This window comes from Pseudomonas sp. RHF3.3-3 (assembly GCF_048069595.1).
GTDB lineage: Bacteria > Pseudomonadota > Gammaproteobacteria > Pseudomonadales > Pseudomonadaceae > Aquipseudomonas > Aquipseudomonas fuscovaginae_B.
Map to the genome: position 1 here is coordinate 2770981 of NZ_CP182250.1, position 12727 is coordinate 2783707.

The 12727-nt window shown below is 66.4% G+C and carries 14 protein-coding genes; 8 read left to right on the top strand and 6 right to left on the bottom strand.

The features are described from left to right. Positions 1-5 precede the first annotated feature (5 nt). The 4 genes from ACMGT0_RS12755 to ACMGT0_RS12770 all read left to right on the top strand — a co-directional run bounded on the left by ACMGT0_RS12755 (position 6) and on the right by ACMGT0_RS12770 (position 2639). Complete coding sequence (locus tag ACMGT0_RS12755; RefSeq protein WP_273825614.1) at positions 6-797, top strand: ABC transporter ATP-binding protein; 792 nt, start codon at positions 6-8, stop codon at positions 795-797. Further along, positions 794-1573: an IucA/IucC family C-terminal-domain containing protein gene (locus ACMGT0_RS12760; RefSeq protein WP_416772865.1), complete on the top strand. Its 780-nt coding sequence runs from the start codon at positions 794-796 to the stop codon at positions 1571-1573. The genes ACMGT0_RS12755 and ACMGT0_RS12760 overlap by 4 nt, the downstream gene beginning before the upstream one ends. Then, on the top strand, positions 1564-2196 hold the full coding sequence (locus tag ACMGT0_RS12765) for an RraA family protein (RefSeq protein ID WP_054059380.1): 633 nt from the start codon (positions 1564-1566) through the stop codon (positions 2194-2196). Before ACMGT0_RS12760 ends, ACMGT0_RS12765 begins: the two co-directional genes overlap by 10 nt. A gap of 116 nt (positions 2197-2312) precedes the next feature. Continuing rightward, positions 2313-2639 carry a hypothetical protein gene (locus ACMGT0_RS12770; protein ID WP_054059381.1) on the top strand — a complete coding sequence of 109 codons (327 nt, stop codon included), beginning with the start codon at positions 2313-2315 and terminating at the stop codon, positions 2637-2639. 4 nt (positions 2640-2643) lie between these two features. On the opposite strand, the gene ACMGT0_RS12775 is transcribed toward ACMGT0_RS12770, so the two are convergent. Further along, entirely contained in the window at positions 2644-3459 is an 816-nt protein-coding gene (locus tag ACMGT0_RS12775) for an AraC family transcriptional regulator (RefSeq protein ID WP_054059382.1), read from the bottom strand. 78 nt (positions 3460-3537) lie between these two features. Between ACMGT0_RS12775 and ACMGT0_RS12780 the strand changes: the two genes are divergently transcribed. Further along, entirely contained in the window at positions 3538-4728 is a 1191-nt protein-coding gene (locus ACMGT0_RS12780; protein WP_416772866.1) for a CynX/NimT family MFS transporter, read from the top strand. A gap of 7 nt (positions 4729-4735) precedes the next feature. On the opposite strand, the gene ACMGT0_RS12785 is transcribed toward ACMGT0_RS12780, so the two are convergent. The 5 genes from ACMGT0_RS12785 to ACMGT0_RS12805 form a co-directional block, all read right to left on the bottom strand. Next, a complete protein-coding gene (locus ACMGT0_RS12785; RefSeq protein ID WP_416772868.1) occupies positions 4736-5845 on the bottom strand; it encodes a saccharopine dehydrogenase family protein in 1110 nt (369 codons plus the stop codon). A 98-nt stretch (positions 5846-5943) separates the two neighbouring features. Continuing rightward, on the bottom strand, positions 5944-6300 hold the full coding sequence (locus ACMGT0_RS12790) for a VOC family protein (protein WP_416772869.1): 357 nt from the start codon (positions 6298-6300) through the stop codon (positions 5944-5946). 87 nt (positions 6301-6387) lie between these two features. Continuing rightward, positions 6388-7683, bottom strand: coding sequence for an MFS transporter (locus ACMGT0_RS12795; RefSeq protein WP_416772871.1), 1296 nt, complete (start codon positions 7681-7683; stop codon positions 6388-6390). 70 nt (positions 7684-7753) lie between these two features. Continuing rightward, positions 7754-8779, bottom strand: a complete 1026-nt coding sequence (locus ACMGT0_RS12800) for an NAD-dependent epimerase/dehydratase family protein (RefSeq protein ID WP_416772873.1) — start codon at positions 8777-8779, stop codon at positions 7754-7756. Between the two features lie 132 nt (positions 8780-8911). After that, positions 8912-9838, bottom strand: coding sequence for an alpha/beta hydrolase (locus tag ACMGT0_RS12805; protein ID WP_416772875.1), 927 nt, complete (start codon positions 9836-9838; stop codon positions 8912-8914). Between the two features lie 216 nt (positions 9839-10054). Between ACMGT0_RS12805 and ACMGT0_RS12810 the strand changes: the two genes are divergently transcribed. The 3 genes from ACMGT0_RS12810 to ACMGT0_RS12820 are packed head-to-tail and all read left to right on the top strand — an operon-like array spanning position 10055 to position 12713. Beyond that, entirely contained in the window at positions 10055-10852 is a 798-nt protein-coding gene (locus ACMGT0_RS12810; protein WP_416772877.1) for a ribonuclease activity regulator RraA, read from the top strand. A gap of 11 nt (positions 10853-10863) precedes the next feature. Next, on the top strand, positions 10864-11322 hold the full coding sequence (locus tag ACMGT0_RS12815) for a nuclear transport factor 2 family protein (protein ID WP_416772878.1): 459 nt from the start codon (positions 10864-10866) through the stop codon (positions 11320-11322). Then, complete coding sequence (locus ACMGT0_RS12820) at positions 11319-12713, top strand: aldehyde dehydrogenase (NADP(+)) (protein WP_416772879.1); 1395 nt, start codon at positions 11319-11321, stop codon at positions 12711-12713. Before ACMGT0_RS12815 ends, ACMGT0_RS12820 begins: the two co-directional genes overlap by 4 nt. Positions 12714-12727 lie beyond the last annotated feature (14 nt).

The following is a 12727-nucleotide window of genomic DNA, read 5'->3' on the forward strand; positions in this document are numbered from 1 at the left end:
TGCAGATGGCATCCATTACAGCCCAAGGCCTGACCCTGAGTTACCAGCGCCAGGCAATCATCGAAGGGCTCGACCTGCAACTGCCCCAGGGCCAGGTGTCGGTACTGATCGGCAGCAACGGCTGCGGCAAGAGCACCCTGCTCAAATCCTTCGCCCGGCTGCTCAAACCGCAGCAGGGGCGGGTGATCCTCAACGGCACCGACATCCATCGCAAGTCGACGGCGACGGTGGCCCGCGAACTGGCGATCCTGCCGCAGATGCCGAGCGCGCCCGAGGGTATCAGTGTGCGGCAACTGGTGGCGCTGGGGCGCTACCCGTACCAGAACTGGATGCAGCAGTGGTCGCAGCAGGACGAGGCGATGGTCGAGCGCGCCCTGCAGCAGACCGGCACGCTGGAGTTGGCCGAGCGTCCGGTGGACGCGCTGTCCGGCGGCCAGCGGCAGCGGGCGTGGATCGCCATGACCCTGGCCCAGGACACCGAGATGGTTCTGCTCGACGAGCCGACCACCTTTCTCGACCTGGCTCACCAGATCGAAGTCCTCGACCTGCTGCGCGACCTCAATCGCCAGGAGGGCAAGACCATCGTCATGGTCCTGCACGACCTGAACCTGGCCTGCCGCTACGCCGACCACATGGTCGCGGTGCACCAGCGCACGGCCTTCGCCCAGGGGCGCCCGGCGGACATTCTCAGCGAGGCGCTGGTCAAGCAGGTGTTCAACCTCAACTGCCGGATCATCAGCGACCCGTTCTTCGGAACACCGCTGTGCATCCCGTTTGGCCGGGAATTGCCGCAATGACCCTGGCCCATCTGTTCACCGACGCACAGTGGGCGCTGCTGTCCGGGGCGCTGCGGCTCAAGCCGGTACAGCAGAGCGACCCGCGTTCGCTGCCGGCGCGGGCCCTGCTCGATGAGACGACCTGCGAAGACCTGCTGCAGGCGCTGGGTCCGGTGATCGGTTCGCCGACCCTGGCGATCACCGCTTCGCTGCTGGCCAAGCGTTTCTCCTTTCTCGGCACCGGCGCCTGCCTGTACGCGATGTCGGTGTACGACAAGGGCCTGCTGCTGTCGCTGGACAACTGCCGGGTCGAGTACGGGCATGACGATGGCCTGTGGACCTCGTCGATGCCGCTGGATCAGCCCCAGGCGTTCGGCTACGCGCCGGGGCAGCGCGAGGCCTGGCGCGAGTCCATCGTCTCCAGCCTGTTCGCCGGAACGTTCCAGCCGCTGTGGCAGACTTTCTACCGAGTCACCGGCATTTCCCGCAGGATTCTCTGGGAGAACACCGCGGTGCGGGTCTTTTCGCTGTACGAGAAGCGCATGGCCAAGGTCGAGGACCCCTTGATTCGCCAGCGCTGCGAGGCTGATTTCCACTGGCTGCTGAACGAGGCCGAGCCGGCCTTGTTCGGCCTGGACTACAACCCGCTCCGGCATTTTCGCCGACCGCCGACGATCCTTGAAAACGAAGGCAAGCGCATCCGCTTTCGACGCACCTGCTGCTTCTACTACGAGGCGAGCCATCCGGTCGAATACTGTTCCACCTGCCCCCTGCTGAGGCCGAAGAAATGTCGCTGAACCCACGAATCGCACCGCGTCGGCAACTGGTCGACGCAGCACTGCTGCTGCAGTACCGGAGTATTTCCAGCTCCACCATCGGCCATGTGCTCGACACGGGCTACCTGCGGGGCCTGAGGCCGTTGTTCGAGGGCATCCACATGATCGGCAACGTGGTGACGGCCAGGCTGCGCACACCCGATGGCAGCATCCTGCGCGATGCCTTGCTGTGTTGCGAGCCGGGTGATGTGCTGGTGATCGAATGCGAGGGCGACCGCGAGTGTGCCTGCTGGGGCGAGTTGCGCACCCTGGCGGCGCTGATCAAGGGGTTGGCCGGCGTGGTGGTGTCCGGCGCGGTGACCGACGTCGCGGCGCTGCGCGAGCACCGTCTGCCGATCTTCAGCCGAGGCGTCAGCGCACTGACCACCCGCAGCCTGGGGCAGAGCGGCGAACTCAACCTGCCGGTGCGGGTCGGTGACGTCCAGGTCCAGCCGGGTGACCTGGCTATCGGTGACGATGACGGGGTGTTTATCCTCACGGCACAGCAGGCCCGGGAACTGTTGCCGCAGTTCGTGGCGAAGGAAAATGCCGATCGCCTGCGCCGGGCGGGGCTTCTTGCCAAGTTGATCGCCAAGGGGGCCTGATTCTGCAAGGTGGAAAGCAAACGGTGACAACGATCGCAGCGGACGACAGACAACTCTGGTAAAGTTCGTTAGCTTACTACATATCCAGTTGCCTACCTGTAATCGAGACACCCGCAATGAGCAATGTCCTGAGCGAAGAGGAGATGCGCCTGGCGCTGTTCGGCTCCCTGCGCCCGAGTGCTGAACCGATCTCCCCGCAAGTACCTGAACCCAAGCTTGTCGTCACCCCGGCAGCGCCCGCCAAACCCCGGCCCGTCGCCAAGGCTCTGTCGCCAAAGCTGCGGGTGATCCTGCACGCGACCAAGGAGTTCGAAGGCGAGATCGAGGAGTTGGTGTACGACGCCAACACCCTGAGCACCTTCACCGCCGAGCAGGAGGCCAAGGCCGCGGCGAAAAAGAAGAAGTTTCGCTACTTCGAGGTGATTTCGATCAAGCCGATCTAGGTCTTCAGTCCCGCTCCTGATAGTCCCTGGGCGACTCGCCCAGCAGGCGCCTGAACATCGCCGAAAAGGCGCTCGGGCTGGCGAACCCCAGGCTGTCGGCAATGCGATTGACCGGTTCGCCAGCCTCCAGCAGGGTCAAGGCCCGGGCTACCCGGACTTGCTGTACCCACTGCCGGTAGGTGATGCCGGTTTCGCTGATGAATAACCGGATCAGCGTCCGGCTGCTCGCGCCGACCACCTCGGACCATTGCTCGATGGTCTGTGCCTTGCCCGGCTCCTCCAGTATCTGCTGGCAGATCGTGACCAGACGGCGGTCCCGGGGCCAGGGAATCTCCAGCGGCACCGTCCGCGAATGTTCCAGCTTGTGCAGGATCAGCGTGACGATGCTGCGGTTGGGCGGGTCGTCCGGATACAGCATCGGCTGCTCGGCCAGGGCCAGGATCAGCTCGCGCAGCAGCGTGTCGACCTCGATCACCTTGACCCGCTCACCGAACCGTTCGGCCTGGCTGCGCTCGACGTAGATCGTGCGCATCCGCGTGTCGCTGAGCATCACCTGGTCGTGCACCACCCCCGCCGGAATCCACAGCCCGCGCTGGGGCGGGATGTACCAGATGCCCTGTTCGCTGGCGACCCGCATCAGGCCCTTGCTGGCATAGAGAAACTGCCCCCGCGGATGGCTGTGCGGCGCGTTGTAGCTGCCGGCCGGCTGGTCGCGGGAGAACGCGGTGATCACCCGGGGCAGGTCCTGATAGTCGTGATGATCATCGCTGTGCCCCTCGGCTTTGCGGCTGTCACTTTGGCGACGAATATTGGCATTCATGCAAAACCGTCCAGGTCGGTGGCGAACTTAGTATTTGCCACACAAATCAGTTCAGCGATAGATACCTGGAGGCAGCACATGTCAGTCGCCGTTGCACAGAGAACGCGGGCAATCGAATTGATGGCGGGCCTCGGCCTGTTCATCCTGGCGCTGTCGCTGCGACCGGGCATCGTCTCGGTCGGGCCGCTGATCGGCGCGATACAGGCCGAATTCGGCCTGCGGCACGCCCAGGCGGCGCTGCTGACGGCGATACCGGATGTGTGCATGGGCCTGTTCGCCATTTTCATTCCGCGCATCGGTCGCCGCTTCGGCAACGACCGGGTGGTGCTGTTCTCCCTGGCCCTGCTGGGGGTAGCGATGGTCCTGCGGGCATTCGCCGGGTCATCGACCGGCCTGCTGTTTTCGACCTTCCTGGTGGGGGTGGGCGTTGCCATCTCCGGCCCGCTGATCGGCGGCTGGATCAAGAGCCACTTCGCCAGCAACGCGGCCATGCTCATGGGCATCTATGCCGCCGGTCTCGGCATCGGCGCCACCCTGGCCGCGGTGGGCAGTGAATACGTGGCGCTGGCCGAGAGTGGCTGGCGTGTGGCGGCGGGTATCTGGGCGGTGCTCTGCGTACTGGCGATGATCAGTTGGCAACGTCTGGCGACGGCGTTCCCGTCCCGACCGCAGGTTGTGCAAAGCGCCTGCAGCCCTGTCAGCCAACCGGCATTTCGCAGCGGCCGGGCCTGGCTGATCGCGGTGTACTTCGGCCTGGGCCAGTTCGTCTGCTATGCCTGTTTCGCCTGGGTGGGGGAGAGCAGTCGGGAACTGGCGATCAACAGCCTGGGATCGGGGCTGAACCTGGGCCTGTTCGCCGCCATCATCGCGATCAGCAGTTTCGTCTCCGGGGTCATGACCCGCTCCACACCGGATCGCCGTGCCTGGCTGGGCGGGTCGGCGGTTCTTTCGGCCGCTGGTGCGGCGGCGCTCTGGCTGGCCCCGGCCCTGCTTGGCGCACTGCCAGTGGTGGCGATTGCCCTGGGGCAGGGCACCTGCTTCGCCCTGGCGATGACCTTGCCACTGGACAACACCCGCACTCATGAACAAGCCGGCCAATGGACCGCCTTCATGTTGTTCATCGGCTACCTGGTGGCTGCCCTGGGTCCGTTTGCCTTTGGCTTCCTGCGCGATCACACCGGAACCTTCGAGGTGTCTTACGGCCTGCTGGTGGTGGCCTCGCTGGCGATGCTGGTGCTGACGCCGCTGCTCAAGCCGCACAGGCATTGATGGCGTGTCAGGTTTCGCCGTCGACAACTGCCGAGGTGAAGCCCCAGCGCTGGAATTCCGGTTCGAACTCCTGCAGTTGCACCAGGCCCAGGCACGGCATCGCCCCGGTCCGGAGGATTTCCCCCTTGGCCAGCTTGCAGGCCAGCAGCACGGTGGCCATGCAGGGAATCTCCGGGCCGTTGCCGCCGGGGGCGGTCAGTTGCCAGGTCAGGCTGCCGGGTGTGCCGTCCTGGCGCAGGCCGCGCAGGTGCACGCGCATGGCGCCCAGGTCGCTGCCGAAGCGGTCCAGGGCCTTTCTCGACAAGGCATCCAGCTGTGCGGCGAACCGGCTGATCGGCAGCGGTATGCCCAGGCGCCGCAAGGCTGCAGCCAGCCACAGGCCGGCATGCTCCAGGCGCAGTTCCAGGGCGGCATGGAATTCGACATCGCGGACCCCGGCATAACGGGCTGGGAACAAGGCCAGGTCCGGCACGTCGCAGGCCGCGCCCCAACGGCGCCCCATGCCGGCGAAGCGGAAGGTGCGAATGTCCTGCCAGCCGTACTTTTTCACCCAGGCGCCACCGTTCCATCGGTCAAAAGCCAGGCCGGCGTAGCCGAACACCGCCTGGATGGTCGCCACGCCGCGAGGCGCCTGCTGGCCGGGGGCGATGGCGGTGCTGATGCTGTCCAGGCGGGCGAAGGATCGGGCCAGGTGGTCGACTACCGCCGAGGAGAGGCCCGGTACGCTGCTGGCACCGGAGACGGCCAGTACGCCGGCCGCCCGTGCCTGCGCATCGACGTTGGCGGCGAAACGGTCGACGAAGTGGCGGCCGTCGGCCAGGTCGATGTAGTGCGCTCCGGCGGCGCAGGCCGCCAGGGCGACGCGATAGTCCTGGCCCTGGAAGGGCCCGGCGCAGTGGATGACCAGGTCCGGCCTGGCCTCGGCAAGGCGTTGCTCGAAATCGGCGGCTTCGATATCAAGCCGCAGGGTGGCGACGGTCTGCCCATTGTCGAAGCGGTGCCGGCCCGCGCTGGCGCTGCGGCTGGCGGCAATCGGCTCCAGGCCGGGCTCCAGCGCCAGGCGCCGACAGATCCGCGCGCCGAAATTGCCCAGGCCGCCGATGACGATGATACGCACGATTCATCCTTGAATGAGGGAAGAGGGCGGCAGTATATGGGAGCTGCCTTGCAGAAGGAGATTCTGTGAATACTGCCGGCTTGGACTGCCCCAAGTCGTTACTGCTGGTCGCTCCAGACCGCCAGTTCGTAGCCATCCGGGTCGATGAAGTGGAAGCGGCTGCCACCGGGGAACGAGAACCGTGCCCGGCTGATGGTCGCGCCCGCGGCTTCGATCTTCTGCTGGATCGCCTCGAGATCCTGCCCATAGAGAATCACCAGCGGCCCACCCGGCCGCACCGGCTCTCCGGTGGTGAAGCCACCGGTCAGGCGGCCGTCGCTGAACTCGGTGTAGCTGGGGCCATAGTCGACGAAGCTCCAGCCGAACACTTCGCCATAGAAGGCCTTGCTGCGCGCGATGTCGCTGACGTTGAACTCGATGTTGTCGATCTGCCGATCCTTGCCTCGAACACTCATGCTGACTTCCCTGTTGTCGAATGTGGGCGGCGAGTCTAACCGATGACGGCATCGTTGTGCGCCTGCCGGTGGCCGTCCGCACACCCCCTAGCCGGTGGTCACCGTCCGCTGGCTGGGCACTTCATTGCGCTGACGGACGAACAAGCCGACCGCCAGCGCCCCGGCCACGCCCAGCACGCCGGTGACGACGAACGCCGCGCTGTAGGTGCCGGTCATCTGGATGATGAACCCGGTCAGGGTTGGTGCGAACAGCCCGGCGCAGTTGCCCATGCCGTGCATCAGGCCGCCGGCGGTGCCGACGTAGCAACTGGGCACGGTGTCCTGGATCAGCGCCCAGTAGGCCGAGGCGGTGAGCATCAGGAAGCCGATCGCGATGGACATGAAGAACACCACCAGGTGCGTGGACTCGGAGCGGCCGCTCATGCCGATACAGGCTGCGGCGATGGTCAGGCAACTGACCAGCACCACCTTGCGCGAGAACAGCTGGCGCGCGGTTTTCTGGTAGATGCGATCGATCAGGAAGCCACCGGCCGCCATGCCACAGGCCCCGACCAGCCAGGGGAAGGCGGTGATCCAGCTCATCTGTTGCAGGCTGACGCCCTGGGTGTCCACCAGGTAGCTGGGGAACCAGGTCATGAAGAAGTACAGCGTGTAGTTGTAGCAGAACAGCGAGAACCCGGTGCACAGCACGGCCGGGCGCAGCAGCACGGAAAGCAGGCTCGGCTTGTTCGTGGCGTCATCGGTCGTCGTGGCGGTGTCGCGCCCGGCCTGGATATCGGCCAGTTCATCGGCACTCACCCGTGGGTGCTGGGCCGGGTGGTCGGTGGCGATCAGTTTCCAGGCGATCGCCCAGACCATGCCGATGGCCCCGACGATGACGAAGGACCATTGCCAGCCCAGCGACAGCGCGAGCACGCCGATCACCGGCCCGGCCAGCGCGCCGCCGAGCGGGCCTCCGGCCTGGTTGATGCCGACCGCCCGGGCCCGCTCGCGGATCGGGAACCAGTTGTTGACCACCTTGTTTGCCGTGGTCGGCACCGGGCCTTCGCCGATGCCGAACAGCGCGCGCACGATCAGTAGCGACCAGAAACTGTAGGCCGTGGCGGTGAGCGCGCACAGCCCGGACCAGATGCACATCGCCCACAGGAACACGCGCTTGGGGCCGTAGCGGTCTGCCAGGTAGCCGCCGATGAAGTTGAAGGCGGCATAGCCGATGAAGAAACCGCTGAACACCATGCCCTTTTCGCTGGGCGTGAGTTCGAAACTCTGGGTGATGAAGGGCATGGCAACCGACAGCGCGGCGCGATCCATGTAGTTGATGACCATGGCAATGAACAGCAGGGTCACGATGAACCAACGATATTGGCTTTTGTTCTTGTTCATGAAGGTTCGCCTGTGCAGGCACACGCAGGCCGGGACGACCTGCGTGAGGAGGTGGAGGAGGAGAGGGGCCTCAGCGCTTCTGCGCGGCCATGGCTTCGTCGACCATGTCGAACAGGCTGTAGCGGGGTGACCAGCCGAGCAGGGCGCGCGCCTTGGCGGCAGTGCTGTGGGGCTGGCCGAGTTCGGCTGGCAGGTTGGCCTCGACGTAGCGCCGGCCGGTGGCCTTGGCCAGGTAAGGGATGAAGGTGTCCAGGCCGACCAGGCTCGGTGGCGCCAGGTTGAAGGTTTCGCCGATGGCCGCCGGCTTGTCGAGCATCAGCAGCAGGGCGTCGACGATGTCGCGCACGTCGGTCAACTCCTGGGTATGGGCATTGCCGTTGGCATCGCGAGCGAGCAGCAGCGGGTCGTCGTCACCCGCCAGCGGTTCGAGGATATCCAGCAGGCGCTGCACGTCGCTGGCTGCCGAGTTGGCGTTGTGGCTGCTGGCGGCGCGCAGACTGTCGATGCGCCCTTGCAGGGAGAACGCCGGGCGCGAGTATTCGCCATTCGGGTCGACCACTTCGGCTGCCGCCTCGATGTGTGAGAACACCGCGGTGGTGACTTTCAGGTTGGGATGGGTGCGGGCGAAGAAGTCCAGCAGGTCCTGGCCGAGCAGCTTGGTCATGCCGTAGAAGCTGTAGGGCTCGCGCGGGTGGTGTTCGTCGACTGGGCGATAGCGGGCGAAGCGTGTCGGGTAAACCTGGTCGCTGGAGGCGAAGATCAGCCGCACCGGCCGCTCGGTCGATTGCTGTGCGGCGCAGTCGAAGACGTTGTAGCTGCCGGTGACGTTCGCTTGCCAGAGGCGGTCGCGGTCTTCTGTGCGGAAGGAGATCAGTGCCGCCAGGTGGAACACCGCCTCGGCGCCCTCCATGGCCTGGCGGACGCAGTTGCGGTCGGCCAGGTCGCCAGTGATGCAGTCGATGCCGGTGGCCCGGGTCGCGGCGAGATTGCGGTCGCCCGGCAGTACCACGGTGCTGATCGTGTGGCCGTGCTGCATCAGCGCCTTGGCGACCTGGCTGCCTACGCGCCCGCTGGCGCCGGTGATGAAGACTTTCATGTTGCATTCCCCTGATTATTTTTGGATGAAGTGGAATGCGGCGCAGCGTGTGGAAAAGGGTGGCGGGCTGCAATCGCGCCGGCCTGGCCGAGGGGCGTTGCGTCCCGCACTGTGGGAATCGAAGCGATGCCGCTAGAGGGCCAGCGCCTTGCCCAGGGCCTCGGCCAGGGCGTCGTAGAACTGTTCCACCGCCGCCACTCCGGCCGCTCGCAGGCTGGCATGCACCAGGCCCCGGCCGATGTGCAATTGGACGGAAACCCCGGCGCGTTGCAGGGCTTGCGCGTATTGCCGGCCCTGGTCGAACAGCGGATCGTACTCGGCGACACCAATGAAGGCCGGCGCCAGGCCGGTGGCGTCATCGATCGCCAGGGCCAGCGCGCGAGGGTCGGTCCGCTGCTCGGCATCCGGTAGATGGCCGGCCAGCGATGCCCGCAGCCCGGCGGTGCTCAGCATCGGCGCATGGGCATGGGTCTGCATCGACTCCAGTGTCTCGTCCGCCGTCAGTACCGGGTAGGCCAGCGCCTGCAGCAGCGGCTGCGGCAAGCCGAGCTGGCGCAGGGCAACGCACAGGCCGGCGGCGATCGAACCGCCGGCGCTGTCGCCCGCGACCAGTAACCGCTCCGAGTCCCATTGTGGCCAATGCCTGCGGCGCAGGGCGTGCCAGACTGTCAGCGCATCCTCCAGCGGGGCCGGGAACGGATGCTCTGGCGCCAGGCGGTAGTCCACCGCGACGATGGCCACGGGAAGACGCTTGAGCAGCGCGAAGGCGAACCAGTCATGGGTGGTGTGGCTGCCCATGTTCCAACCGCCGCCATGCAGGTAGAGCAGGGTTGGCCAGCCGTTTGCCGGTGCCGGCTGCAGGGGCGTGTAGAGGCGCACGGCCAGGCCGTCGAGGTGTTCGTCCTCGACCCAGATGTTCGCCGGCTGCTGCGGAGTGAAATGCCGGCAGGCCCTGGCAAAGGCTGCGCGACGAGCTGCCAGGCTGTCGTTCTCCGGGGTGAAGGTCGCGCTGTGCGCCACATACGCGGCGAGGTTGGGATCGAGTGGGTAGGCGGACATGCCGAAGGCTCCGGTGGAAAGTCCCGCGCAGCCTAGCGCCACCTGCCTTCGCGAGGTTTTTTTCCGCCAGTGTCGCCAGGGGCGATTCTCGCCATGTGGGACAAGCGGCCCGGTTCTCGGGTGATGACGTTTTGTCGCAGCCGGGCTTGCCCCTAGGATCGGTCTCCAGTTGCCGGCTCGACGAGCCCGCCGTCCCATTCAGCCTGGAGAACAATAATGGCGATTCACCAATACGCCGAAGACTACGACAACAGCGCCAATCGCAAGGTGTCGGTCAGCGATGCGACCCTCGAAAAACTCTCGCGTTGCTCCAGTGGTTCGCTGACCACGCAACTGTTCAAGCGCGGCTTTCGCCAGCCGGCGTTCGTCGGGCTGAAAGCCATGAGCCGCAATGCCAAGCCGTTCGCCGGGCGGGCTTTCACCATGCGCTTCATTCCGGCCCGCGAGGACATCGACACCTACGGCACCATGACCACCCGGCCCAATGGCGACAACCTGCAGTGGCAGGGTGTCGAGCAGATCCAGCCGGGCGACGTGCTGGTGATCGACAGCCGCAACGACCCGGCCGCCGCGTCCGCCGGCAACATCCTGGTGACCCGCCTGCTGGCCCGTGGTGCCCGCGCCATCGTCACCGACGGCGCACTGCGCGACGGCAGCGAGATCGCCGAAATGAGCCTGCCGGCCTATGCCCGCGAAATCACCGCCACCACCCGCATCTCCTACCACCACGTGGCTGACCTGCAAGTGCCGATTGGCTGCGCCGGCATCGCCGTCTACCCGGGCGACGTGATCGTCGGTGACGCCGATGGCCTGACCCTGGTCCCCGCGCACCTGGCCGAGGAATTGGCCGAGGTCTGCCTGGAACAGGACGACATCGAGCACTACCTGGCCATGCGCATCGCCGCCGGCGAGGCGCTGTGGGGGGTCTACCCGCCAAGCCCCGAGGCCATCGCCGCCTACCAGGACTGGGTCGCCTCCGGTCGCCCGGCCATCCCTTCGATCATCGCCCGATAAGGACCCCGATCATGGCAGAGCATAAACACGCGCAGACCATTCGCCGCTACTTCGCCGCCTGCAACGAAGGCGACTACGACAAGCTGGTGTCCTGCTTCACCCCCGATGCCGTGCACTACTTCCCGGCCGGCCTGCCGGATGTCCCATGGCGCAGTGCCGACACCATCGCCCGCAAATGGGTCTGGTGCGTCGAGAACCTGGGCTCGCAGTGGACCATCGACAAGATCCTGGTCAGCCATGACAGCGATGAGGCGGTGATCGAGTGGACCCACTGGAAAGGCAAGCTGGGAACCGCCCTGCGTGGTGACGAGTGGTACATCTTCGACAAGGACAGCGGCCTGATCAGCGAGATTCGCGCGTTCTACGCCTCGCCTGCGGACAAGAACGTCGCGATCAACGAGCTGGTCGATTTCGACTATGCCGGCCGTGGTTATCACCTTGAGCCGCAATCGCGTGGAGACCAGGCATGACCGGGAATAACGCGCATCAACCGATCGACCAGGCGGTCAACCTGGCGGTGCAGGCCGCTGCGGCCTGGGCCGAGGCCAGCGTGGCCGTACGTGCCGGCTTGCTCCGCGGCCTGGCGGCGGCGCTGGAAGCACACCAGGCCGATCTGGTGGCGATCGCCGACGAGGAAAGCCATCTCGGTGCCGTACGCCTGAATGGCGAAGTGGCACGTACCGCGTTCCAACTGCGTGGCTTTGCCGAGCAACTGGAATCCGGTGCCATCCGTAGCGTCGTGGATGAGGCGGTGGCCGGCGCACCGCCGGCCGGGCGTCCGCGTCTGGTGCGCGTCCTGCGCCCGGTGGGGCCGGTGGCGATGTTCTCGGCGAGCAACTTCCCGTTCGCCTTCTCCGTACTCGGTGGCGATACCGCCTCGGCCCTGGCGGCCGGTTGCCCGGTGGTGGTCAAGGCCCACTCCGGTCATCCGCGCCTGTCCCGGGCGGTGTTCGACCTGGCGCGCCAGGTGGTGTTGGCCCAGGGCCTGCCGGAAGGCGTGCTGACCCTGGTCGAGGGCGCCTCCCGTGGTGCCGGTGGCTACCTGGTGCAGCATCCGGGAATCGCCGCCGTGGCCTTCACCGGTTCGTACCAGGGCGGTACCGCGCTGTGGCGGCTAGCCAACGAGCGGCCGCGACCGATTCCGTTCTTCGGCGAGCTGGGTTCGATCAACCCGCTGGTGGCCCTGCCGGCCGCGCTGGAAGCGGATAGCCAGGGTCTGGCCAACACCCTGGCCGGTTCTATCACCCTGGGTTGCGGCCAGTTCTGCACCAGTCCGGGTGTGATCGTGCTGCTCAAGGGGGAGGCCAGCGAGCGTTTCGTCGCACAACTGGGCGCGGCGCTTGAACCGGTGCGTACCCATGCGATGCTGACGCCGACCATGCGCGAAGGGTTCGAGCATGCCAGTTCGGTGGTGGCCGGGCACGCCACCACGCTGTTCGCCGGGACTGCTGCGGCGGGCCCGGCACCACGGCTGTATCGCACCGATGCGGCGGCGTTCATCGCCAATCCGGCCTTGCGCGAGGAGATGTTCGGCCCGGCTGCGCTGGTCGTGGTCGCCGATGATATGGCCCAGGTCGAGCAGGTGCTGGCGGCGATCGGTGGCACCTTGACCACCACCCTCTGGGGGGCCAGTGACGACACGCCGGCCAACCGTTCCCTGGCGCGAGCCGCCGGGCAGGTTTCCGGTCGCGTGCTGTTCCAGGGTGTGCCGACCGGTGTTGCGGTCTGTGCGGCGCAGCAGCACGGCGGGCCATGGCCATCGTCCACTGCGCCACAGACCACTTCGGTCGGCTATGCCGCACTGGAGCGTTTCCTGCGTCCGGTCGCGTTGCAGGATGCGCCGGCCTGGGCCCAGGGATGAGGGGAGGGTGAAAG

Bases quoted from the DNA above. Each gene is read 5' to 3' on its own strand.
- ACMGT0_RS12755 (WP_273825614.1), top strand. From the start codon at position 6: ATGGCATCCATTACAGCCCAAGGCCTGACCCTGAGTTACCAGCGCCAG.
- ACMGT0_RS12760 (WP_416772865.1), top strand. From the start codon at position 794: ATGACCCTGGCCCATCTGTTCACCGACGCACAGTGGGCGCTGCTGTCC.
- ACMGT0_RS12765 (WP_054059380.1), top strand. From the start codon at position 1,564: ATGTCGCTGAACCCACGAATCGCACCGCGTCGGCAACTGGTCGACGCA.
- ACMGT0_RS12770 (WP_054059381.1), top strand. From the start codon at position 2,313: ATGAGCAATGTCCTGAGCGAAGAGGAGATGCGCCTGGCGCTGTTCGGC.
- ACMGT0_RS12775 (WP_054059382.1), bottom strand. From the start codon at position 3,459: ATGAATGCCAATATTCGTCGCCAAAGTGACAGCCGCAAAGCCGAGGGG.
- ACMGT0_RS12780 (WP_416772866.1), top strand. From the start codon at position 3,538: ATGTCAGTCGCCGTTGCACAGAGAACGCGGGCAATCGAATTGATGGCG.
- ACMGT0_RS12790 (WP_416772869.1), bottom strand. From the start codon at position 6,300: ATGAGTGTTCGAGGCAAGGATCGGCAGATCGACAACATCGAGTTCAAC.
- ACMGT0_RS12795 (WP_416772871.1), bottom strand. From the start codon at position 7,683: ATGAACAAGAACAAAAGCCAATATCGTTGGTTCATCGTGACCCTGCTG.
- ACMGT0_RS12800 (WP_416772873.1), bottom strand. From the start codon at position 8,779: ATGAAAGTCTTCATCACCGGCGCCAGCGGGCGCGTAGGCAGCCAGGTC.
- ACMGT0_RS12805 (WP_416772875.1), bottom strand. From the start codon at position 9,838: ATGTCCGCCTACCCACTCGATCCCAACCTCGCCGCGTATGTGGCGCAC.
- ACMGT0_RS12810 (WP_416772877.1), top strand. From the start codon at position 10,055: ATGGCGATTCACCAATACGCCGAAGACTACGACAACAGCGCCAATCGC.
- ACMGT0_RS12815 (WP_416772878.1), top strand. From the start codon at position 10,864: ATGGCAGAGCATAAACACGCGCAGACCATTCGCCGCTACTTCGCCGCC.
- ACMGT0_RS12820 (WP_416772879.1), top strand. From the start codon at position 11,319: ATGACCGGGAATAACGCGCATCAACCGATCGACCAGGCGGTCAACCTG.